Below are 21,653 nucleotides of genomic sequence, written 5' to 3'. Positions count from 1 at the left end.
CTCGTTTGTAATGGGGTTTTCCAATTAATTCCGCAATAACCAACCTTTGCAATTGTATTTCGGAGCAGATGGTTTGTGGGTGAGGAATACCAAAAAAGGGCAAAAAGAGTATGAGTGAGCTAGTTTTTACGATTACTTCACCCTGTAGCCATATAGGTATTCTTCAGTGTCAAGCACTTTGCCGTCTGGGGAATAGTACTTCAGAGTGCCGTGGTATTTGTCCATTGCATGTTCAATTTCAATTGCTAAAGCGCCATCGGCCGAATAAAATTTCCAGAGCCCATTTTTGAAGCCGTTTTTGTACTGGCCCTCTGCCTCTTTGTTTCCATTTTCCTGGTATATCACAGAGGCTCCATTGTTGACATAGTCTGTCATCTTAAACGTGGCATTTGTCTTTCCAGAAGGAAAGTAATAGGTAGAGGTCGCTTCTCCTCCCAGTTTTACATCAACTTTATTGAAGAGCTCTCCATTCTCAAAATAAACGTTGCAATAGTCACTAGTCAAACCTTCTGAGTAGGTGCATTCACTCTGAAATTGTCCATTTGGATGGTAAAACTTCCATGTTCCGGTTTTCAGTCCGTTAACTCGCTCGCCTTCAGCGGCAGTTTGTTTGGTGGGCTCACTATTTCCTGTTGTAAATACGTTGGTGTTGTAGTAAGTTTTGGAGTAGCCGTTAAACTCGTTTTCATCTGTTACTTTACCATTTCTATTAGTGGTTTGAAAGATTTCAGTTGCATTTCCTGACTCGAAAATTCTAATAGTTTTATTTCCTTTTTCATCTATGGTAATGTACTGGCTAAGCCCCATGGCGTTATATATAAATGAAGTGCTCAGGCTGCTATCTTCATTCAAATAATCCATTTGTTTTATGTAGTTGACGCTCATTGGGTCTTTTAGAGATTCTTCAATGATAGTCCTGGCCATAGGGTCTTCGAATCGCACTAAATAGCTGTTGATAAGTTCTCCTGAAGCACGGTTGAAATCTACTGTTACCTTTCTGATAAAGCTCTGCCCGAAGTCTATTGTAAAACTTCTGATTGGGTTCTCCTGAATGCTCTCAATAACAGATGAATTGTCTATGCTAGTTAGAAATTGATAGCCCTGTGTAGTCAGGTTTCCACTCTGCGATTGAAGTGAGAAAGAAAAGAAAGCAATTAGGGTGAATAAATACAGGTACTTCACAATGAGGTTTTATGGTGATAGAATTTAGGGTAATGATAGTGAAATAAAAGTTAGTATGCTTCTCAACCATAACTAGCGTATGGGGTTGCCTGATTTTTAGGTGAGCTGAATTTATAGAAAAGTGCTAAGCGGTTTGAGAATCCTTAGCATGTTGAACTGAACCTCAGCATCCCAGTATTTCCATGGCTATCGGTGGTAGGGAGTTTAAAAGTGAGCGGTGTTTCGCTTTCCCTTGTACCGCTTAAAGTAGGGAAGTGGTCTGCTCCGAAAATTCTATACTTTTATTGAATCCTTAGAACCTTAAAATACAGGTAAACGGTGTCTTTCTGTATTGACCGGTGAGTGGAAACTGTAGGAACGTTTTGGCTATCATCCGTAAGCGGGACTTTTCAAATTTCTATAAATGTATCTGATCACACTAGCCTTTGCAAACAGCTTAGTTAGCTTATGAATGATAGTATTTGTTGTGAGGAGTTTCATTTTATTCTTATACCTCCTTTGTATTCGTGAACCTCATTTACATCCCCACTTTCAGAATAATAGATTAGTGTTCCGTTACCATTCTTTAATGTACCGGCATCTCTCTCTTTGCCTGTCGGTAAATAATTGCCTATTACGGTCCATGGATTTCCGTTTTTGTATATGGTCTCGACCCAAATTTTTCCGTTTGGATAGAAATATTTGTAATGACCATTAAACTCACTATTCGTAAAATCTACTTCTTCCATAAGAGTTCCATCTTCATAATAGCGAGTGCCAGTTCCATTTAATTTCCCATTTACATATGGCCTTTCTTGTAGTAGTACCCCAGAATCGGAATATTCTCTTTCAATGATTTTGTTGTTACTATATTCGATGTCTGACATTGGAGTTTTACCATCTATTTGATAAAATCGTGAGATGCCTTGCAAGTTGTTATCCTCGTACATTTCTTCACTTACTAGTTTTCCTTCAATGTTATAGGTTTTCCAATTCCCACTTAGTGTGTCATTTACATAATCTTGTTCCCAGATTCTGACTGGCATTTTTTGTGGTTGAAGAAAGACAAACGTTTGGTACTTTCCATTCTTCAGTTTCTTCGAGAAATCTCCTACAATACATAGTAACAAATCCAATTCAGCTTTTACATGAGTTGTTTTATTATCATCAATATCCATTACTTCAGTTCTTGCAGAAATAAATCTGACAGATTGGTTTTGCGCAAGTCTGATCTTGTTAGCTAGTTCTACCGTGTCTCCATTATTTAGGAAAGATTTTGGGCTATAGTCTGGTTGTTGGGAGTTAGCATAGTGGTCGCAGAATATGACTAAAAGCAATAATAAAAAAGTTCTCATTTGTGTTTTGAAATTGGATTATTCGTCATCAGTGATTCTTCACAACGGTCAGGCTAATGTTCGGCTGCCGCTTTTGTGTTTTGTTTAATGTAACGAAATATAGCAAAGTCCGAGGAAGTACAGAAGTAGGAGGGAACGCCCGCGTGATATAGAATTAAAATTGGCCTCTGGCCAACACTTACACAGCCGTTGCCTTCTCCACGAGGCTTTGCGGTAAGGCTTAGATTAAATGGTCTTTTGAAAACCGAAGCTTTATGAGGTGCTGCACTTTAGGTTTTGTTACAGCCCGTTATTCTTCATAATCTGTTTCTTGGCAATTTCTAATTTCTTGGAATAAGATAATGGCAGTTGCCCTAGTTTGCCGTTGACAGCATTCATGTAGTTCTGATAGTTATTAGAGTTCCATGCTTCATCGGCTGATCGTTTTAGAGCCTCGAGTTCGAGTAGTTGGTTGTATTCCAAGCTTTGTTGTTCAATTTCATTTTTGAGTTTGTAAATTACTTCTGAAGATTTGGTCAGAAGGTGAATACCCAATTTTGGTATATCATTTTTAAGTTCTTTTGTCCATTTGTTTACACGTTCTCCAAATTGTGTGTCAAATTTAGCTGGCTTGGTGTCTGTTGAGTTTTTCAGTCTTTCTATCACGCTTGAAAGAGGGTAGTCTGTTTGTTCACCAGCAAATTCTATTTGACAATAAAAACTATAGTCTCTATTCCATTCAAAGATAAAATTTAGAATGTTTTTGGAGTTGCGATATTCTAAAAGACCCTTGTATTCACGTGTTCTTGAATAACCCAATTCAATAAGTGTTTTATCGAGATTTTTGGAAATTGAATGTTTGAAGAGATGCTCTTTGTTCATATTCCGTATGGGCTGTAACTCGTTTATATATGGAACTTCCTAAATAACTCCTCAATAACCAATTTTTACAATTGATATTGTATCGATTTTTGTAGCGTTCCGCATATTTTCATTTTGATTAACTCACTACCGAATTGGAGGCTATTACCTAGTTATCACCTCAAAAACTCCAATTGAAATGTGGCACCTTCTCCCAAGGTAGATTTTACAGAAAGGTCGCCTTTGTGCTTTTTCATAATTTGTTTGGAAAGGCTAAGCCCAATGCCAGAGCCTTCGGCTTTGGTGGAGTAGAAAGGGATGAAAATTTGATCCATTTTGGCCGGGTCTATACCGGTGCCATTATCGGTTACCGCTATAAACTTAGTGTTCGCGTTGGAGAATGCTTTTAGCGTAAGCTGTGGTGCTGACTGGTTTGCCAAGGCATGGCGCGCGTTGGTGATCAGGTTCAGCAAGATTTGCTCTATCAGCTTACGGTCCATTTTAATTTTAAGCCCCGGTTGAGACTGTATGGTTAACTGGATGCCGTTTTTTTCCAGTTCTGCTTTCATCAGTATTTCCATTGAGCCAAGCAGGTCTTCCACTTCTACGGTTTCGAGTGCTAAATGCTTTATTCGGGTAAGTTTTCTGTAGTCTTCAACAAAGTGTAAAAGACCCTCGCTACGTTTTTGGATGGTTTTTAGGCTAAAACGTAGGTCTTCCAGTGTTTCATCGTCAAGTGCCTCGGCATGCTTTGGTTGTCCTTGATCTTCTAGCAGCATGATCATCGTTTCCGTCATAGAAGTTACTGGTGTAATAGAGTTCATTATCTCGTGCGTAAGTATGCGGATAAGCTTGTGCCAGGCCTCAATTTCTTTCTGCTCAATCTCACTTTTAATGTTTTGGAAAGTGATGATAGAGTAGCGGTAGTTTAAGATTTTTAGTCGGTTTACCTGAATGGAGAGTTGCAGCTTTTTCTCTTGCTTTTGCCATTCAATCAACTTGCGTTCATTGTCTCCTGTTTCTTCTGTTTCTGCCACAAAACGGGGAGAAAGCTGTTTGAGCTGCTTAAGGTAGTTGGGCTTTTTTATACCGAGAATTTCTTCGGCTTCTTGGTTCATTAATTCAATGGTGTGTTCTTCTTTTACAGCCACTACACCAATTCTCATAGTGTTTACAATTACCTGTAAAAACTTAAATTGAGCCTCTTTTTCAACACTTACCTTTTTAAAGGCTTCTACAATTTCAACCAATGCATTTTGCAGTTCTACAAAGGATTTACCATGCTTTTTGCCTTTAAAGCTAATGGAGAAGTCGGCATAGCGAATGGCAAGTAGCAGACGGGCTAATTCGCGGTTAGTGTAGGTGACAAAGCGGATAAGTTCGGCTACCTGTAAAACGATAATGCCCAGCAGGATGATCTGATTGAAAAATAGCTCTGTTTTGGCGAAAATAAAGGCCAAGGCAGTAATGGTTACCACCAATAAAATGATGCGAAGAATTACCAGAATTGCGAATCGTTTTGATACCATGTTTTGTCAATGGTCAATGGTCAATGGTCAATTGACAATCGACTTGTTTGTTGTTGTTTTTCTAATGCTAGCCCTCATTCCTAAAGAGATGCCACTGTTTTAGTTTCTCTGTTTTCCATCTTTTCACCCTCAATCCCTGAAGGGATGCTACTGTTTTAGCTTCTCCGACTTCTGGCTTTTTATCTGCCGCAACTTGTGTAGGCAGGCCGTCTTCGGTCTTCCGGCTTTTTACCCTTAATCCCTAAAGGGACAGCTCTTTCTCAGTTCTTTTGTCTAGTGCTAATTAACCAGCCTAGTTAAAACTCCCGACTTCCGACTCCCGACTCCCGTCTTCGGTCTCCCGTCTTCTCACCCTTAATCCCTGAAGGGATGCCACTGTTTTAGCTTCTAGTCTTCTGACTTTTTACCTGCCGCAACTTGTGTAGGCAGGCCGTCTTCGGTCTTCCGTCACCCCTCACAGCCCGTACTTCTGCATTCTTCTATAAAGTGCCAGTCGATCGATGCCGAGCTCCTTGGCGGCACGTGTTACGTTGCCTTGGTGCTTATCCAAAGCCTTCAAAATCAGTCGTTTTTCCATCTCACTCAGGTTCATTATTTCACTGTCGCTCGACTCGGTTACTTTAGAGGTGTTGAGTAGGAAATCTTGCGTGCTGAGTTTGTTGCCATCGGCTAGAATGATGGCGCGTTCTATCGCATGTTCTAGCTCACGAATATTACCTGGCCAAGAGTACTTTTTCAGCTTAGCTATGGTTGCCGCATCAATTCGCACTTTGTCCTTATTGTACTTTTTGCCAAATACATTAATGAAGTGCGCGGCCAAAATTTCTATGTCCTCCGTACGCTCCGAAAGCGATGGCATGTTCAGTTCTACGGTATTAATTCTATACAGTAAGTCTTGCCTGAATTTACCGGAGTCTACCATTTCGTAAAGCGGCATATTGGTGGCGCAAACCAAACGAATATCTATTGGGATTTCTTTATTTGAACCCACTCTGCTTACTTTTCGCTGTTGTAGCACCGATAGTAGTTTGGCTTGAAGTGGGAGGGATAGGTTGCCAATTTCATCCAAGAAAAGCGTACCGCCCGAGGCTAACTCAAAACGCCCCGGTTTATCTTCCTTAGCATCGGTAAAGGCGCCTTTTACATGGCCGAATAATTCGCTTTCAAAAAGTGTTTCGCTAATGGAACCAAGGTCCACTTTTATAAACACTTTATTGGCCCTCTTCGATCTTTTGTGCAAAGCACGTGCGGCCAATTCTTTACCCGTTCCGTTCTCACCCAAAATTAAAACGGTAGCATCGGTTGGTGCTACTTTGTCTATTAGCGAGAAAACTTGCTGCATGGCAGGGCTATCGCCCAGAAAGTTTTCGTATTTGGAGTCAATGTCCGTTTCGAGCGTTTTTTGCGTGTTTTTTAGCCTATCAACTTCGAGCTTACTTTTGCGCAGTTGTAGGGCAGAAGTAATGGTGCCATATAGCTTTTCATTCTTCCAAGGTTTGGTAATAAAGTCGGTGCCGCCAGCTTTTATAGCCTGCACAGCCAAGTCGAATTCGCCATAAGCGGTGACTAAAATAACGATAGCATTCGGGTCTATTTCGAGTATTTTGTTGAGCCAAAAAAGCCCATCAGAACCATCGTTTTCTCCTTTGCGGAAGTTCATATCGAGCAGCACCACATCGAACGAATCGCGCTCAAAATGCAAGGGGATATTTTGTGGGTCGTTTTCAATCTGTACCAAACTAAACTGCTGCTTTAAATAAATGCGCGCAGTATTCAATACATCAATATCATCGTCAACAACCAGTATCTTAGCTTCTATCTTGGCCATGAAAAGTGTTTGTTTTCAAACACCTAAATGTATTGAAAACAAACGGATAACCGGAAGTGTAAAATGAAAATAGTTTTCAACTTACAGTTATTCAGTGTTTTACGAGTTTGGCACTCCGTTTGGCTAAGGAAAAGCGCAAAACAACACTTATGCTCAAAAATTATTTCATCACCGCAATCCGAAATCTTCAAAGAAATCGCTCTTTCACTGTTATTAATGTGCTTGGTCTGGCACTGGGGATTAGCGCAGCTTTGGTGCTTTTTAAGTACGTAATTTTCGAGAAGAGCTTCGATACTTATTTGTCCAACTATGATAGGCTTTATCGCTTTACAAAAAGAGTAGAAAGCCCAAATATGGTCGACCTGGAAGGAGGGGTGCCAAACCCTTTTGCCAAGTCTTTTTCGATCGACTATCCCGAGCTGGGAACAGCTTGCCGCACATTTTATACGGGCGAAAATCAGTTGAGTGTGAAAAACCTAACAGGCGATTGGGTGCACTATGAACAACCAGACGGCATCGCTTTTGCCGATTCTACCTTTTTTAAACTTTTCGATTATGATTGGAAAATTGGCGACCCGAAAACGGCACTTAACAAGCCAGGTTCAGCGGTAATCTCAACTTCGCTTGCCGAAAAGTTTTTTGGCGTAACAGATGGTGGCTACGACCGCGTGTTGGGCAAAGCGGTTAAAATGAACAATAAGGTGGAGGTGTTTATAACCGGTGTGGTTGCCGATCCGCCAAAAAATGCTTCGGTGCCTTTTAAATTGATTATGGAGTACGAAGAAGTTGCTAAGATTTTCGATTTCTATCAGCCAGAGTCTTGGACTTCTACCTCTAGCAATGCGCAGGTTTTCTTTTTAGCCAACAATAATGTTACTCAAAAGCAAATAGAAGATGTACTGCCAGACTTTGCGAAGAAGTATATTCCAGAGTCAGAAAACGCCACTAGTTTCCATGTACAGAGTTTGGCCGAAATGCATTTTCAGCCTGAGTTTAATACTTATGAAAATTCGGCTGTCAATCCTGATTTGCTAACAGTACCAATTGCTGTTGGTGTATTTTTGATTCTTACTGCTTGCGTGAATTTCGTTAACCTATCAACCGCTTTGGCGATTAAACGCTCCAAAGAAGTTGGTATTCGCAAGGTGCTAGGTGGCCATAAAAAGCAGTTGATACTTCAGTTTTTGGGCGAAACATTCCTGATCACCATCCTTTCGGTGCTGCTCTCTATGGGCGTTGCCGAACTGATAATGACCAATATGGAGGAGTTGGTTGGCTATAATCTTTCGCTCGACTTGTTCAATGACATGCAGTTGCTGTCGGTAGTATTGACTGTGATAGTTGGTGTAACACTTTTTGCCGGCTTGTATCCATCTTTTGTGCTTTCCAAACTTAAGCCGGTAACTGTTTTACGAGGAAAAGGCCAAACGGCAATGTCAGGAAATATCAATACCCGTAGAGGGCTGGTTATCTTTCAGTTCTTTATTTCGCAAGTGCTGGTTATCTGTACTTTGGTGGTAATCAGCCAAATGAAATACTTTGGTAATTCTGATTTAGGTTTCCAGAAAGAATCGATTATCACCTTCCCATTACCGAGTCCGGAAGCATCGAAATTGGAAGTAATGCGCAATGAACTGGTGCGTTTTCCAGGTGTGCAGAATGTGAGTTATGCCTTCGGGAGCCCGCTTTCAACCAACAACATTGGTTCTACTTTTGGTTACGCTCCGCTTGAAACACAGGGGCAGTTTGACGTAGCCTATAAGGTAATAGATGATAACTATTTGGAACTGTATGAGATTGAGCTATTGGCCGGAAGAGATATTAAGAAAGGCGATACGCTAACAGAAGCTTTGCTTTCGATGGAAGCGCTGAAGCTGATGGAAATGGATGATCCGAATGAGGCGATTGGCAAAGAAATAAGCTCTGGTTTTGCAGGGCCGAAGAAAGTGGTGGGAGTATTCAGGGACTTTCATAACAAAGACCTGAAGGAAAAGCGAGACCCAATGGTAATGGTAACTTATCCAGATTATTTCTACGAAGGTGCCATTAAGTTTAATGGTGACGAGGGCCAAACCAGTGAATTAATTGCTGCACTTGAGCAGGCTTGGATGGCCCAGTATCCGGACACTCTTTTTGACTATACCATGCTTTCGGAGCAGATTATGGAAAACTACAATGATGAGGCGAATGTGCTTACATTATTCCAGCTGTTCTCGGGTATTGCTATTCTTATTGGTTGCCTTGGTTTATATGGTTTGGTGTCGTTTATGGCCAACCAAAAGAAGAAAGAAATTGGCGTGCGCAAAGTATTGGGCGCCTCTGTAAACCAAATCCTCAACATTTTTTCCAGAGAGATGTTGGTGCTTATTGCCATTGCATTTTTAATAGCCGTACCGTTTGGTTATTACTTTATGAATGACTGGCTTTCGGGTTTCGAGTACCGAATAGAATTGAATGTTTGGGTGTTTGTAATTGCCATGGCCTTTACACTGGTGGTAGGAATGGTCACCACCGTTTTACGCTCCTTACAAGCGGCTGTTAGTAACCCTGTAGACTCTCTTAGAAGCGAATAATCATGCTAAAAAATCACCTCCTTTCAATCTATAGAAACTTAAAGCGTAACAAGGGTTATGCTGCAATCAATATTATTGGTTTAGCCATAGGTTTTGCTGCAGCTACACTAATTTCGGTGTATGTTAAAAGTGAATTTACTTACGATGAGCACTATGCAAATCATGATAGAATTTACAGGCTGAGCGCTAACAACTTTGCGCTTTCTTCCATAGCTCATTTAAACCAAGTGAAGGAGTATTCTCCTTTGGTAGAAGAAGTGGTGAACTTAATGCCCAACCCTTCGGCTACCATAAAAACAGCAGCAGATAAAAGTCTGGTAATTAAAGACTTTTTCTACACTACGGAAGGGTACAATACTGTATTTGAACAAGATTATGTATTGGGCAATGCCGAAACTTCCCTGAGTGTTCCAAATGGCCTTATTCTAACGGAAACAATGGCTAAAAAGCTGTTTGGAAAGGCAAATCCAGTAGGCCAGAAGGTGAGCGTGATCACCCAAATTGCACAAAACGATTTTCAAGTAACCGGTGTAATTAAGGACTTGCCTTCAAATGTTAGCTTACCTTTTTCTGCCTTGGGAAGGTTGCCGAAAGATTTTCAGAATACATATCAATACAGTTTTTCCTTTACTACTGGCTATAGCTACTTGTTTACCAAGGAGAATGTAACGGAAGAACAGCTTAAAATGGCGGTTGAAGAGGCTATGTTACCGATTAATCATAGTCGATATGGAGAGGGTAAGCCAATGGATGAATTCAAAAAGACTTACCAATCAGGGTTGTTGGTAATGCCCCTAAGGGATGTTCATCTAAACTCGAATATTCAGTTTGAATCGTCTGAGTCGGGCAACGCCAACTATCTTTATGTATTTTTATCGATTGCGGTTTTTGTAATTCTTCTGGCCGCTATCAATTACGTAAACTTATCTACCGCTCAGGCTTCCAAAAGAGCTAAAGAAATTGGTATCAGATCTGTTTTGGGTTCATTCAGAAATCAATTGATCTCCAGGTTTATAGCTGAGTCTGTTTTGATTGCTCTTACGGCCGTACTCATTGGTTTTGGTTTGGCCGAAGCAGCGCTGCAATTGCTTCAGGGCGGTGGCTTTGCACACTTTGATGCCAATATTACCGAGTTTCCCCAATTGGTAGCTGCGGTTTTTTCAGTGGCTGTGCTTACAGGCTTTGCGGCTGGTATTTACCCGGCATTTTACCTGACCAACTTTAAGCCTTCGGCTGTTCTAAAGGGAGATTTCAATACAGGTGGTAAGAGTAAGTCATTCAGAAATTGGCTGGTGATCTTTCAGTTCGCGGTGTCGCTTTCGCTAGCAATTTTTGCAGTTTTTATTGGTCAGCAGCTGCATTTTAGCATGAAAAAAGACCTAGGTTTTGATAAAACCAATGTGTTGATGATTGATAACACAAAGGGGCAGTTGGGAGAATCGGCAGAGGCATTTAGAAATGAATTGCTGAAAAATGCTGAAATAAAAGAGGTTGGTTTCAGCCATTATGAACTTACGGGGTTGGCCTTTAACGTGATTATTGAAAACGGAGTGGATAATCCACAATCGCAGCGCATTCAATATAAGTACACCGATACACACTATGCCGAAACCATGGGTATGGAACTTGTTGCTGGTCGTTTTTTAAGCGATGAGTTGGATGATGAGGCCATGTTAGTAAATGAAACATTGGCCAAAAATCTAGGAGGTGATGTATTGGGACGCAAATTCGATGCTGGTGTAAATGGTAGTAATGTTGAAGTTGTAGGTGTGGTAAAGGATTTCCACTACGAAGACTTTAGAAAAGCCATAGGGCCAGTTGCTTTCTATTACAGCCCAATCCATTCGCTTATTTCTGTGAAGTTTAGCGGAGATATTAAGCAAGCTACAGAAACTACGGCAACTGTGTTTGGGCAGTTTACACAAGAGCCATTTGACTATAAATTATTCGAGCGCTCATTCGATCAGTTATTCGATAAAGAAAAGCAAATGGGCCAGGTAATTAACTTGTTTACAGGTTTGGCCGTTTTTGTGGCCATTCTTGGGCTTATTGGTTTGGTTACTTATACGCTCGATCAGCGCGTAAAGGAAATTGGCATTCGCAAGGTGTTGGGCGCATCGGTACCTCAAATCCTCGGGTTATTGAGTAAAGAAATGCTGGCCTTGATTGGAATCTCGTTTTTGGTTGCCATACCACTTGCGTTTTTGGCAGTAAGCCAATGGATGAATGAGTTTGTTTATCACATAAACATTGGTGTCGCACCTTTTGTACTGGTTGGTGGGGTAGCAGCAATATTCATTCTTACAGTTGTTGCAGCCCGTTCGCTAACTGCGGCTACTGCTAATCCGGTAAAATCACTTAGATCAGAATAGAAAACTCAGCTTATGATCAGAACTTACATCACTACTTTTTTTAGAAAATTCAGGAAGGAGCGCCTTTTTTCTTTGCTCAATCTTGGTGGCCTCACCTTTGGGTTAACCACCGTGCTGCTTATTACCCTTTTTATTCGCGATGAGCTGAGCTTCGATAGGTTTCACCACCAAAAGGAAGACATCTACCTAAGCTGGCATTTAATGGGCACAAACAAGGTGAAAAGTGATCGAATGGCCTATGGCTTAGCTAAGCAAATAGCTGAGGAAGTTCCTGAAGTGCGGAAGCTGGCTAGCTTTCAATCTAGAAATAGGTTGGTGACTGCCGGAGGCCAAACCTTTTTGGACAATGACATGGCCTATGTTAATAGTGATTTCCTGTCGGTTTTTGACTTTCCCTTAATCTATGGTGTTGCAGAGGCCGATAATCAGTCGGTGCTGGTAAGCCAAACTATGGCCGAAAAATACTTTGGAGATGCTACGCTTGCATTAGGCAAGGCTATTTCGGTTGATGAAAAAGACGAGTACGTAATTTCTGGAGTGCTTAAAGATGTTCCTTCCAACTCTACACTTCAGTTCGATTTTCTATCGATCGAAAATCAGCTTTTTGACAAGCGAAGTAAGTTAATGGATAATGAGGCGGGTTACTTTCCGGCCCAAAACTGGTTTTTGATGCAGAACGGTTTCGATAAGGCGACCGTGCAAGAAAAGATGCAGGCTATCGCCATGAGCATGCCTTATAGCCAACGCTACTCCAATACCGCTACTGATCAAAACATCTTTTTATTACCACTTACCGACTACCACTTAAAAGCTGATTTAGACTATACAAGTAGTGATACAAGTGACATTCGTTATGTCTACTTATTCGGTGCTATTGGCTTTTTGGTACTGGTTATTGCAATAATTAACTACACAAATTTAGCAACCGCACAATCCATTAAAAGGGGCAAAGAGGTTGGCTTGCGAAAGGTGATTGGCGCCTCTCGAAGCCAAATTTTATCGTATTACCTGGTTGAATCATTCTCTCTTGTGCTTATAGGCGCTATGCTCGCTTTCGCTTTAACGGAGCGCCTTTTGCCTTGGGTGAATAATGTGCTCCAAAAGGAAATGGTACTCAACTATTTCTCTGCTGAATTCTTTGTATTGGTGTTTGGTACAACGGCTCTTGTGGGCTTTTTGTCGGGGGTGTACCCGGCACTGGTGCTGTCTAAAGCCAAGCCGTTGCATGCCTTAGGGCAAGGTAAAATTGGGTCCAAATCTAAGCTTCGAAAAGGGCTTACGGTGGTGCAGTTCTTTATCGCGCAGCTGCTCATTATTGCCACGGTAATTATTCAGCAGCAACTCAGCTTTATTCAGACCAAAAACCTTGGTTACGATAAAGAATTACTCTTGGAAGTTGACCTTCACGATAAGATGGATGGAAAAGCTCAGGTCTTTAAAAATGAGCTTTTGAGCGTTTCTGGGATTGAAAGTGTTTCTATGGCCAACTCCTCAATTTCATATGCTGACTTCGGTATTTTGAACAAAGATGAATTGGGTGTTGAAGAAGAAAAAGAAGTGCTTACCGACTTTTTTAATGGGGATGAAGATTTCCTAAATACTTTGGGGATGGAGTTCGTCTCGGGACAATTTCCGACAAAAAGTGCACAAGGAATTGTGGTAAACGAGTCGGCTTTAGCGGCATTTAGTTGGGAAGACAAAAGCGATCCAACCTTGCTCTTGGATGGTGCAAAGTTACCGCTGATTGGTGTGGTGAAAGATTTTCATAATGAATCGCTTAAATCCGAAATCCGACCTTCGGTAATATACTTCAATGGCAATGCTTCGAAGTTCGCACTTGTAAGGCTCACAGGCACCGAGGTAAAGGAAACCGTAGCACAAATAACCGAGAAATGGGATGCTATGGAAACTGGTCGCCCGATGCAATATAAGTTCTTGGATGAGGCCTATAATAGCCAGTATTCCGTAGAGCAAAGGCTTGGCGAAATGTTTCTGTTCTTTTCAAGTCTGGCCATTTTCATCGCTATTCTGGGAATAGTTGGTCTTTCTACCTTTACCATAGAGCAGCGAATTAAAGAGATAAGCTTAAGAAGGGTTTTGGGAGCTAATTATAGAGAGATCTTCCACCTGTTTGCCCGAAGCTACATAGGCATGATCTTACTTGGTTTTGCCTTAGCTGCACCTGTGGTGTACTATTTCATAAGCGATTGGCTTGCCCAGTTTGTCTACAGAATAGAACCAGGTGTATTCTCATTTTCTTCGGCAGTAATTGCAACACTGGTTATTTCACTAAGTGTAATCGTGCTTCAGATAGGAAGAACCAGACGCATAAACCCTTCAGAAATTCTCAGAAACGAATAACAACAGTCAACTCAAAATAACAACAAAGCCATGCTTAAAAACTACTTAAACGTACTTAGAAGGAATTTTGCCAGAAACAAGGCCTTCACTATTATAAACATACTCGGCCTAACCATGGGGATTACCTGTAGTTTGGTGATGTTTCTGGTTGTAAAACAGGAGTTTAGCTTTAATCGCTATCATGAAGATTTAGACTCAATCTATCGACTTGGTCATATCGATATGGTTGATGGTAGGCAGTATACAGGCGGTGGTTTGCCTTTGGTAATGCCTCCTGCTGTTAAGGAAGAAATCGTAGGGATAAAAGAGGTAACGCTGGTTGCTCACGAGGCTTACGGACTCATTTCAGTAAAAGGCAATGCAGGTGAAGTAAAGCACTATGAGGAAGACCCGGAGTTGGTATATGTGGAGCCAAACTTCTTTAAAGTGTTTACTTGGAAAACACTTGAGGGGAGTGTGGATGGAGACGTTTTAGAGCAACCCAATGTAGTTGCGCTTAGCAAGACCATTGCCGAGAAATACTTTCCGGACGAGTCGGCTGTGGGTAAGACCATTCGGCTAAATAAACAGCTCGATTTGAAGGTAGTAGCTATTTTGGAAGACGACAGAGAGGACTCTGATTTTCCTTTCGGTATTTTCATTTCCATGGAAACCAAGCGCTCTCAGGATCCAGAAGAATTTACGCGTTGGGGAAGTATTTCAAGCGATAATGTGGCCTTCCTTCAGTTAGAAAATAATGTAACGCCAGCCCAAATAGAGGAGCAGTTTCCTGATTTTGTGGAAAAACACTGGAATGCCGATAGAAGGGAGCAGACCACTTTTGTGCTGTCGCCATTTACTGAATATCACTTTGATGAGCGATTTAGCAATTTCTCCTATCGCATCATTCCAAAATCAATGCTCTATACCTATATCATAATCGGAGCATTTTTGATTGTAACAGCCTGTGTAAACTTTATCAATATGTCTACCGCCATGTCGGTTAAGCGTGGCAAAGAGGTGGGCATGCGGAAAGTACTGGGGAGCGACAGAAAGCAGTTAATCTTCCGCTTTTTGGGCGAAACCTTTGTGATAACACTTATTGCACTTTTGCTTTCCATGGCAATAACCGAGCGCTTAATGCCGCTGGTAATTAACGATTTTATGGGCATTACCATACCGTTTAAGCCACTTACCGATTTGGCTTTGTTGGTTTATTTGTTGGGAATATTAGTTACAGTGTCCCTTTTTGCCGGTTTGTATCCTGCGTTTGTGCTTTCGGGCACCAAGCCAATTCTCGCGCTAAAAGGTGGCCTCACCCATAAAAAAGGCGGTATGGCTTTCAGACGGTTTTTGGTGTTCTTTCAATTCTTTATTTGTCAAGTTTTGATCTTCGGAACGGTGGTGGCCCTTACGCAAATGAAGTATTTCTTTTCAGTAGATATGGGTTACGATCAGGAATGGATTCTCAATATCAGCTTGGCCAATCGCGATAAGCAAGCACTTGATTTGTGGGAGTCTGAAATTCAAAATATTCCTGGTGTTGAAAACTACTCTTTCAATTTCCGACCGCCATTTTCTGGGTCTATTTCTGCAACAGATGCTTATGTATATGCTAATGACAGCGTGCGTGATGAAATGACTGCACAGGTGAAAATGGCAGATAAAAACTACTTGGATACTTACGGTTTGACCTTACTCTCTGGCCAATGGTTGAATGATAGTGATACCACAAACCAGTTTGTGGTGAACGAGACTTTCGTGAAAAAAATAGGCCTTTCACCAGATGAGGCAATTAACAAACGCATGCAGATATGGGGCAGAAGGGCTCCAATTGTAGGGGTGGTAAAGGATTTTCACGTTTCTACACTTAGTGCGGCAATTGAGCCTGTGGCGCTTTTTAACGACATAGAGAATTACAGTACGCTGGGGGTTAGGGTAAATGCAGCCAATGCCGAAAGTGTAGTAGCCTCATTAGAAAATATTTGGTACCAAGTGAACGAGGAATATGAGTTTAACTACCAATATGTAGATGACCAGATAGTAAACTACTACGAGATGGAGCAAAAGATGTCGCAAATGCTGACAGTTTTTGCTGGTATAGCCATATTCATTGGTTGCCTCGGGCTCTATGGCTTAGTGTCATTTATGGCAAACCAAAAGGCGAAGGAGATTGGAATTCGCAAAGTGCTGGGCGCTTCAGTGGCTAACATCATGAGAAGATTCTCGCTCGAATTTATCCTGCTCGTGGGAGTTGCCTTCCTGCTTGCAGCTCCATTGGCGTACTATTTTATGAACATCTGGCTGAGCCAGTATGAGTACCGCATTAGTATTGGGCCGCTCGTGTTTATAATCAGTATTGTCGCCTCTTTGATTATTGCATTAACCACAACAGGTTATCGTTCAATGCGGGCCGCCACAGCCAATCCGGTTCAATCACTTAGAGACGAATAAATAGTTATACTATGATAGGCCATTACCTGAAAATATCGCTTAGAGCCATTAGAAAGAGCCCATTGCTTTCATTACTGAATATACTGGGGCTTAGTGTTGGGTTAGGGTGTTTTTTGGTAATTACGCTATACCTCTATCAGGAGAATACTTATGAAAAGGGCTTTTCCGACTACGATAAAATTTACAGAATTGAGGAGGAGTTTTTGGGTATGGGCCGAAGCGCTTCCTCAACCCCCAACTTGCAATATAAGCTAGATGAAATACCTGGTGTAGAGAGCTATGTGCGTTTAAATATTACTGCAGACCGGTCGTCATGGGCAGCACTTGGTGAAAAGAAGCTAAGGTCTCCACGTGTACTGAAAAGCACTGAGGGCCTTTTTGATGTTTTCGACTTTAAACTTGCACAAGGCAATGCCGCTACTGCACTAGATGGACCGCACAAAGTGGTTCTTACAAAGGAGTATGCTCAAAAACTATTTGATACCGAGGAGGTGGTTGGCAAAACCTTTCAGTACCAAAATGAGGAGGTAATAGTAACTGGATTGTTAGATGCTACCACTTACAGAAGTCATTTAAGTTTTGACTTTATCTGCTCAGATCTTTTCAACCCATCTTATGCTGATGGTAGGTGGTGGATGATTGCAGGCTACCTATATGTAAAGATGAATGAACAGGTGGAGCCGCAGGATATTGACAATCGGCTTGACGAAATAGCTAAAACTTATGCCTATCCAGTGGTTAACAATAGCCAGTTAACAAAAGATGAATGGTTGCAATCGGCTAATAAGGTTCAGTTTTTTGCCAAGCCAATTCGCGACATTCATTTGAAGGAGGACGTAGAGTTTGAATTCAGCGTTAATGGAGATCCACAGTCGCGCGCCACGCTTACTATCATCGGAGTTTTTATACTCATCATTGCAGTCATCAACTTTATGAATTTGTCAACGGCTAAATCATCATTGAGAACCAAAGAGATTGGTGTGCGCAAAGTGATGGGAACGAGCAGAAGAGGGCTAGTGATACAGTTTCTTTTAGAGTCGGTGGTGATTACATTGCTTGCAGCGATTATTGGTGCGGGACTTTGTGAACTGTTCATATTTTTACTCAACCAGTCATTGGGCGAAGTAATTAGTATTTCTATAATTAGCTACCCAAGCCTTGGAGGTCTTATCTTATTAGGGGTGTTCCTTGTTGGCTTTTTGGCAGGTGTTTACCCAGCTTTTTATCTGTCATCGGTGAAAATCATTCCGCTGTTAAAAGGGATGAAACTCGGGCAAGTACTGAATATGGGGAATGCCCGGGTATTGCGAAATAGTTTGGTAGTAGTCCAGTTTGCGGCTTCTTCAACACTGATTATCGGTGTATACTTTGTTTACCATCAGTTGCAGCATATAAAGCAACTGGACATTGGCTTTGATAAAGAGCAAGTTTTGGTGGTTCCATATACTCCACAAAAGGATGATGACAGGTCTGCAATTCGCAATGAATTGCTGAAAATACCAGGAGTAGAAGCGGCCAGTTTTACAAGCCGTATGCCTGCGGAGCACTCAGCCAATCTACTCTCAATTATGTTGAGTGCCGAAGAAACATTGACACTTGATGTTTTTCAGGCAGATCCACACTTTGCTGATGTTCTTAACCTAAATGTAATTGAAGGAGCTTGGTTCGCAGAAGATCAAATGCAAACCGATTCGCTGGTAGTGCTCAACGAGTCGGCCGTTAATGCTATTGGCTTGGAAGGCAATCCTATTGGGCAAGTGTTTGGTAATTACTGGCGCGTAGTTGGGGTGGTTGAAAACTTTTTTATCGACAACTATAGAACCAAAGTAGGGCCAGCCATTATGGCTTATGACCCTAAAACACCCAACCAACTGGCGATTAAGCTGAATGCTCAGTCACTGGTGGATGCCTTGCCAAAATTGGAGGCTACATGGGATGACTTGAGAGGAAATGCGTTCGAATTCAAATTCCTAGACGAGAACTTTGCTTCAATATTTACCAAGGAAAAGCAAAACGGGGATGCCATTATAGTGTTTACAGTGCTGGCTATTTTCATTAGCTGTCTGGGACTCTTTGGTTTAGCTGCCTTTGCAGCCGACCAAAGACAACATGAGTTTGGAATACGAAAAGTGCTGGGCGCAAATGTGAGAGATATTGTTCATGTTTTCAGTCTCGATTTTATTAAACTGGTGCTACTCGCCTTTATTGTTTCCATACCAGTAGCCATTTATGGAGTCAACTTATGGCTCGATACTTACGCCAATAGAATTGATTTGAGTGTTATAGGCTTTGTCGTAGCCGGAGTATGTGCCCTTGCCATAGCCTTTGCTACTATTCTTTTCCAGTCTCTCAAAGCCGGCCGCCTTAACCCAGTAGAAACCTTACGAAACGAATAGTCCAAATCACTATGATTAAAAACAATCTCATTCTCGTGTTTAGAAGACTTCGTAAAGAGAAGGTCTTTTCCTTGGTTAATGTGCTGGGTTTAACGGTTGGGTTAACCGCATTTTTGATGATAGGCTTGTACATAAAGCATGAACTCAGCTTTGATCAATTCCATCAGGATAAAGAGAATATTTATAGGGTAACATCGAAATATAGAGATAGAGAATGGAGGGGAGTAACTGCAAGCGATTACGTTCAGTTTTTCAAAGATGATGTTGTTGGGTTAAATAGCTTCTCTCGAATAAGCGTTAAGGACGAGACGACCTTAGCTTCAGGAGGAGGGAAGGAGTTAAACTTTAAAGGTATGTTATCAGCTGATAGCAACTTCTTCGAGTTTTTCTCTTTCGATCTAATTGATGGTGTGCCTTCATCTGTTTTGGCTACTTCAGGCAGTGCTGTTATTACCGAAACCTTAAGCAAAAAGTTGTTCGGAGAAAAAAGCCCGATTGGAGAAGAACTGCTGATTGAAAAAGGAAAAGAGGTGTACACTATTACCGGTTTGGTGAAAGATCCGCCATCAAATAGCACCATTCAGTTTGAGTTGGTTACTTATCAGGAAGGAAGATTTAAGAATAATTTCGAGCAAACTTCTGGTTTAAGGAATGTTATCACCTATCTCAATTTGCAGCCAGATGTTTCATTAGACCATGTGCTTGATAAAATCAATGAAGCTAAAGACAAAACCCCTTATACCATAATGACTAGGGATCAGGTGTATGGATTGTCCCCAATCACAGATCAAAGACTTTATGCTGATTATGTCGTAACATTTTTTGAGAAAAATGACATTCGTTATCTACAGTTGTTTGGGGGTATAGCTATAGTGGTACTTCTATTGGCCATTATTAACTACATCAACCTTGTGACTGCGCAAGCTGCTAAAAAGGCTAAGGAAATAGGGCTTCGAAAAGTGATTGGAGCAGGGAGGTACCAGTTGATGATTTATCAGTTTGCAGAGTCAATTGTGGTAGTTGTGTTTTCTTTTGTTCTTGCTTTTGCGGTTACAGAAAGGTTATTGCCACAATTCAATGCGCTGCTGGATAAAGATGTAACCCTTCAATACTTTGGCTCAACATTCTTTCTATGGGTAATTGTCGCAGGGGTTGTCATTGGTCTACTTTCTGGCTTATATCCCGCTATTCAAATAATGAAAGTGAAGCCTCTCGCCATTATTAAGTCATCAACGAGTGGTAGTAAACAGCATACAAGTTTCAGAAAGTTTTTGGTGCTTTTCCAATTTACCGTTACAGCTATCCTGATTTGTTGCCTATCCATCATGATTGGCCAAATGGATTATCTGAAACAAAAAGATCTTGGGTTTGCTCCTGAAGCGCTTATCAGCGTCACGTTAGATAGTGATTCTACACAGTCATACTTTCCTTTGCAGCAAGAATTTTTGAAAATACCCGGAGTTCAGAAAGCAAGTTTAGGTGGGTTTAAACCAGGTGGATATGCATACATAACGGCTATGGATGCACCCAATGAAAATGGAAAGGATGCAAACAGCCTTGGAGGAGAGGCCATAATTGGAGATGCCTCTTTTATAGACGTGATGGAAATGGAGGTTTATTGGCAAGCGTATGATTCAGCCATTGAAGAGTTCAGGGAAGGACAAGTGATTATCAATAAATCCATGGCCCAAAGTATTGGTGCGCTTGATAACCCTCAAGATAAACGCATCTATGGATGGAATGATAAGGTGGGGAAAAAGGTAGTTGCTATTGTTGAAGACTTCCATATGAAATCCTTAAAGGATGGGATTGAGTCCATATCCATCTATTACCTTAATGATTGGGGGATACATAACATTCTTGTTAAAGTAGATATGAACAACCTTTCAACCACGCTTGCGGGTCTGGGAGATCGATATGAATCATTTTTTGGAAGGCCTTTTGAGTTTAGTTTTCTAGACGATGAGATTGCTGAGTTCTATAAGAAGGAACAAGGTCAGTTTAAACTGTTCCAGCTGTTTTCTACAATCGCATTGATTATTTCCCTTCTTGGGTTGGTTGCATTGACTATCTATAGCCTTGAACAGCGCAGAAAAGAAGTCAGCATTAGAAAGGTTTTAGGAGCCTCAGTCCAAAGGCTTATTCTTATGCTTAATAGAGAATACTCCATTCTGGTATTGATAGCCTTTCTTGTGGCTTCTCCAATAGCTTATTATGCCATGCAGGGTTGGTTAGAAGAGTTTAAATATAGGATAAACATAAGCCCATTGATCTTCATTGCAGCTTTCATGGGCTTTCTGGCATTAAGCTGGCTGGTTACCATTGCACAATCATTGAAAGTATCCAGAGAGAATCCCGCGGATGTTTTAAGGGAAGAATGATTTATTTAGTTATATTTTATTCTGAATAAATTATAACTATGAAGAAACTATTATTCAACACACTATTGATTGTGGCAATCTCATGTGTTGCTGCAAATGTTAATGCACAAACTAAACGAGAACCGATTCCCAAAGCACCTTTGGCCGAAATTTCATTATCACCATGCGGTTATGGTTTTAACGCCAATGTTTATTACCACGGAACCACATCGCCAATAGTTGGTACTTACCCGTACGAAATTTGGTTGGGTGGAACTATGGTCGACAGCGGTACCATTAGCCATGGAGGCAGCACACCTTGGGTATTATCAGCTTGTACCACCTACACCTTTAAATTTTACGGTTCGTGGGCAAGTAGTAGTGTTACCTCAACGCTCACCGTAACTACCGATGGTTGTGGCGGGTTGTTTATCTGTTGAGTTAA

General features: G+C 41.3%; 12 protein-coding genes. 7 read left to right on the top strand and 5 right to left on the bottom strand.

What is annotated here, in order from left to right:
- Positions 1-132: 132 nt before the first annotated feature.
- From BMW98_RS13155 to BMW98_RS13135, 5 genes are all read right to left on the bottom strand, one after another.
- Complete coding sequence (locus tag BMW98_RS13155; RefSeq protein ID WP_090259040.1) at positions 133-1,182, bottom strand: toxin-antitoxin system YwqK family antitoxin; 1,050 nt, start codon at positions 1,180-1,182, stop codon at positions 133-135.
- 476 nt (positions 1,183-1,658) lie between these two features.
- Positions 1,659-2,516 carry a toxin-antitoxin system YwqK family antitoxin gene (locus BMW98_RS13150; RefSeq protein ID WP_090259039.1) on the bottom strand — a complete coding sequence of 286 codons (858 nt, stop codon included), beginning with the start codon at positions 2,514-2,516 and terminating at the stop codon, positions 1,659-1,661.
- A gap of 279 nt (positions 2,517-2,795) precedes the next feature.
- Positions 2,796-3,314 (bottom strand): hypothetical protein, encoded by a 519-nt coding sequence (locus BMW98_RS13145; protein WP_139177553.1) that lies wholly within the window; start codon positions 3,312-3,314, stop codon positions 2,796-2,798.
- A 218-nt stretch (positions 3,315-3,532) separates the two neighbouring features.
- A complete protein-coding gene (locus BMW98_RS13140; protein WP_090259037.1) occupies positions 3,533-4,885 on the bottom strand; it encodes a sensor histidine kinase in 1,353 nt (450 codons plus the stop codon).
- A gap of 454 nt (positions 4,886-5,339) precedes the next feature.
- Positions 5,340-6,713, bottom strand: a complete 1,374-nt coding sequence (locus BMW98_RS13135; protein ID WP_090259036.1) for a sigma-54-dependent transcriptional regulator — start codon at positions 6,711-6,713, stop codon at positions 5,340-5,342.
- Positions 6,714-6,862: 149 nt separating this feature from the next.
- On the opposite strand from BMW98_RS13135, the gene BMW98_RS13130 reads away from it, so the two are divergent.
- Genes BMW98_RS13130 through BMW98_RS13100 form a run of 7 tightly spaced genes read left to right on the top strand, consistent with a single transcriptional unit; the run spans position 6,863 to position 21,648 of the window.
- Complete coding sequence (locus tag BMW98_RS13130) at positions 6,863-9,286, top strand: FtsX-like permease family protein (protein WP_139177550.1); 2,424 nt, start codon at positions 6,863-6,865, stop codon at positions 9,284-9,286.
- A gap of 2 nt (positions 9,287-9,288) precedes the next feature.
- The gene (locus BMW98_RS13125) at positions 9,289-11,658 is read left to right on the top strand and encodes an ABC transporter permease (RefSeq protein WP_090259034.1); all 2,370 of its coding nucleotides are present in this window, start codon (positions 9,289-9,291) and stop codon (positions 11,656-11,658) included.
- Positions 11,659-11,670: 12 nt separating this feature from the next.
- Complete coding sequence (locus BMW98_RS13120) at positions 11,671-14,019, top strand: FtsX-like permease family protein (protein ID WP_090259033.1); 2,349 nt, start codon at positions 11,671-11,673, stop codon at positions 14,017-14,019.
- 30 nt (positions 14,020-14,049) lie between these two features.
- Positions 14,050-16,452 (top strand): ABC transporter permease, encoded by a 2,403-nt coding sequence (locus BMW98_RS13115; protein WP_090259032.1) that lies wholly within the window; start codon positions 14,050-14,052, stop codon positions 16,450-16,452.
- 11 nt (positions 16,453-16,463) lie between these two features.
- The gene (locus BMW98_RS13110) at positions 16,464-18,848 is read left to right on the top strand and encodes an ABC transporter permease (protein ID WP_090259031.1); all 2,385 of its coding nucleotides are present in this window, start codon (positions 16,464-16,466) and stop codon (positions 18,846-18,848) included.
- An 11-nt stretch (positions 18,849-18,859) separates the two neighbouring features.
- Complete coding sequence (locus BMW98_RS13105; RefSeq protein WP_090259030.1) at positions 18,860-21,229, top strand: ABC transporter permease; 2,370 nt, start codon at positions 18,860-18,862, stop codon at positions 21,227-21,229.
- A 38-nt stretch (positions 21,230-21,267) separates the two neighbouring features.
- On the top strand, positions 21,268-21,648 hold the full coding sequence (locus BMW98_RS13100) for a hypothetical protein (RefSeq protein WP_090259029.1): 381 nt from the start codon (positions 21,268-21,270) through the stop codon (positions 21,646-21,648).
- The last annotated feature ends 5 nt before the right edge of the window (positions 21,649-21,653 follow it).

This window comes from Roseivirga pacifica, from assembly GCF_900111145.1.
Classification (GTDB): Bacteria; Bacteroidota; Bacteroidia; order Cytophagales; family Cyclobacteriaceae; genus Roseivirga; species Roseivirga pacifica.
Note: the sequence above shows the minus strand (reverse complement) of the source record. Positions and strands in the feature narration are given on the sequence as shown.

Bases quoted from the DNA above. Each gene is read 5' to 3' on its own strand.
- BMW98_RS13150 (WP_090259039.1), bottom strand. From the start codon at position 2,516: ATGAGAACTTTTTTATTATTGCTTTTAGTCATATTCTGCGACCACTAT.
- BMW98_RS13140 (WP_090259037.1), bottom strand. From the start codon at position 4,885: ATGGTATCAAAACGATTCGCAATTCTGGTAATTCTTCGCATCATTTTA.
- BMW98_RS13135 (WP_090259036.1), bottom strand. From the start codon at position 6,713: ATGGCCAAGATAGAAGCTAAGATACTGGTTGTTGACGATGATATTGAT.
- BMW98_RS13130 (WP_139177550.1), top strand. From the start codon at position 6,863: ATGCTCAAAAATTATTTCATCACCGCAATCCGAAATCTTCAAAGAAAT.
- BMW98_RS13125 (WP_090259034.1), top strand. From the start codon at position 9,289: ATGCTAAAAAATCACCTCCTTTCAATCTATAGAAACTTAAAGCGTAAC.
- BMW98_RS13120 (WP_090259033.1), top strand. From the start codon at position 11,671: ATGATCAGAACTTACATCACTACTTTTTTTAGAAAATTCAGGAAGGAG.
- BMW98_RS13115 (WP_090259032.1), top strand. From the start codon at position 14,050: ATGCTTAAAAACTACTTAAACGTACTTAGAAGGAATTTTGCCAGAAAC.
- BMW98_RS13110 (WP_090259031.1), top strand. From the start codon at position 16,464: ATGATAGGCCATTACCTGAAAATATCGCTTAGAGCCATTAGAAAGAGC.
- BMW98_RS13105 (WP_090259030.1), top strand. From the start codon at position 18,860: ATGATTAAAAACAATCTCATTCTCGTGTTTAGAAGACTTCGTAAAGAG.
- BMW98_RS13100 (WP_090259029.1), top strand. From the start codon at position 21,268: ATGAAGAAACTATTATTCAACACACTATTGATTGTGGCAATCTCATGT.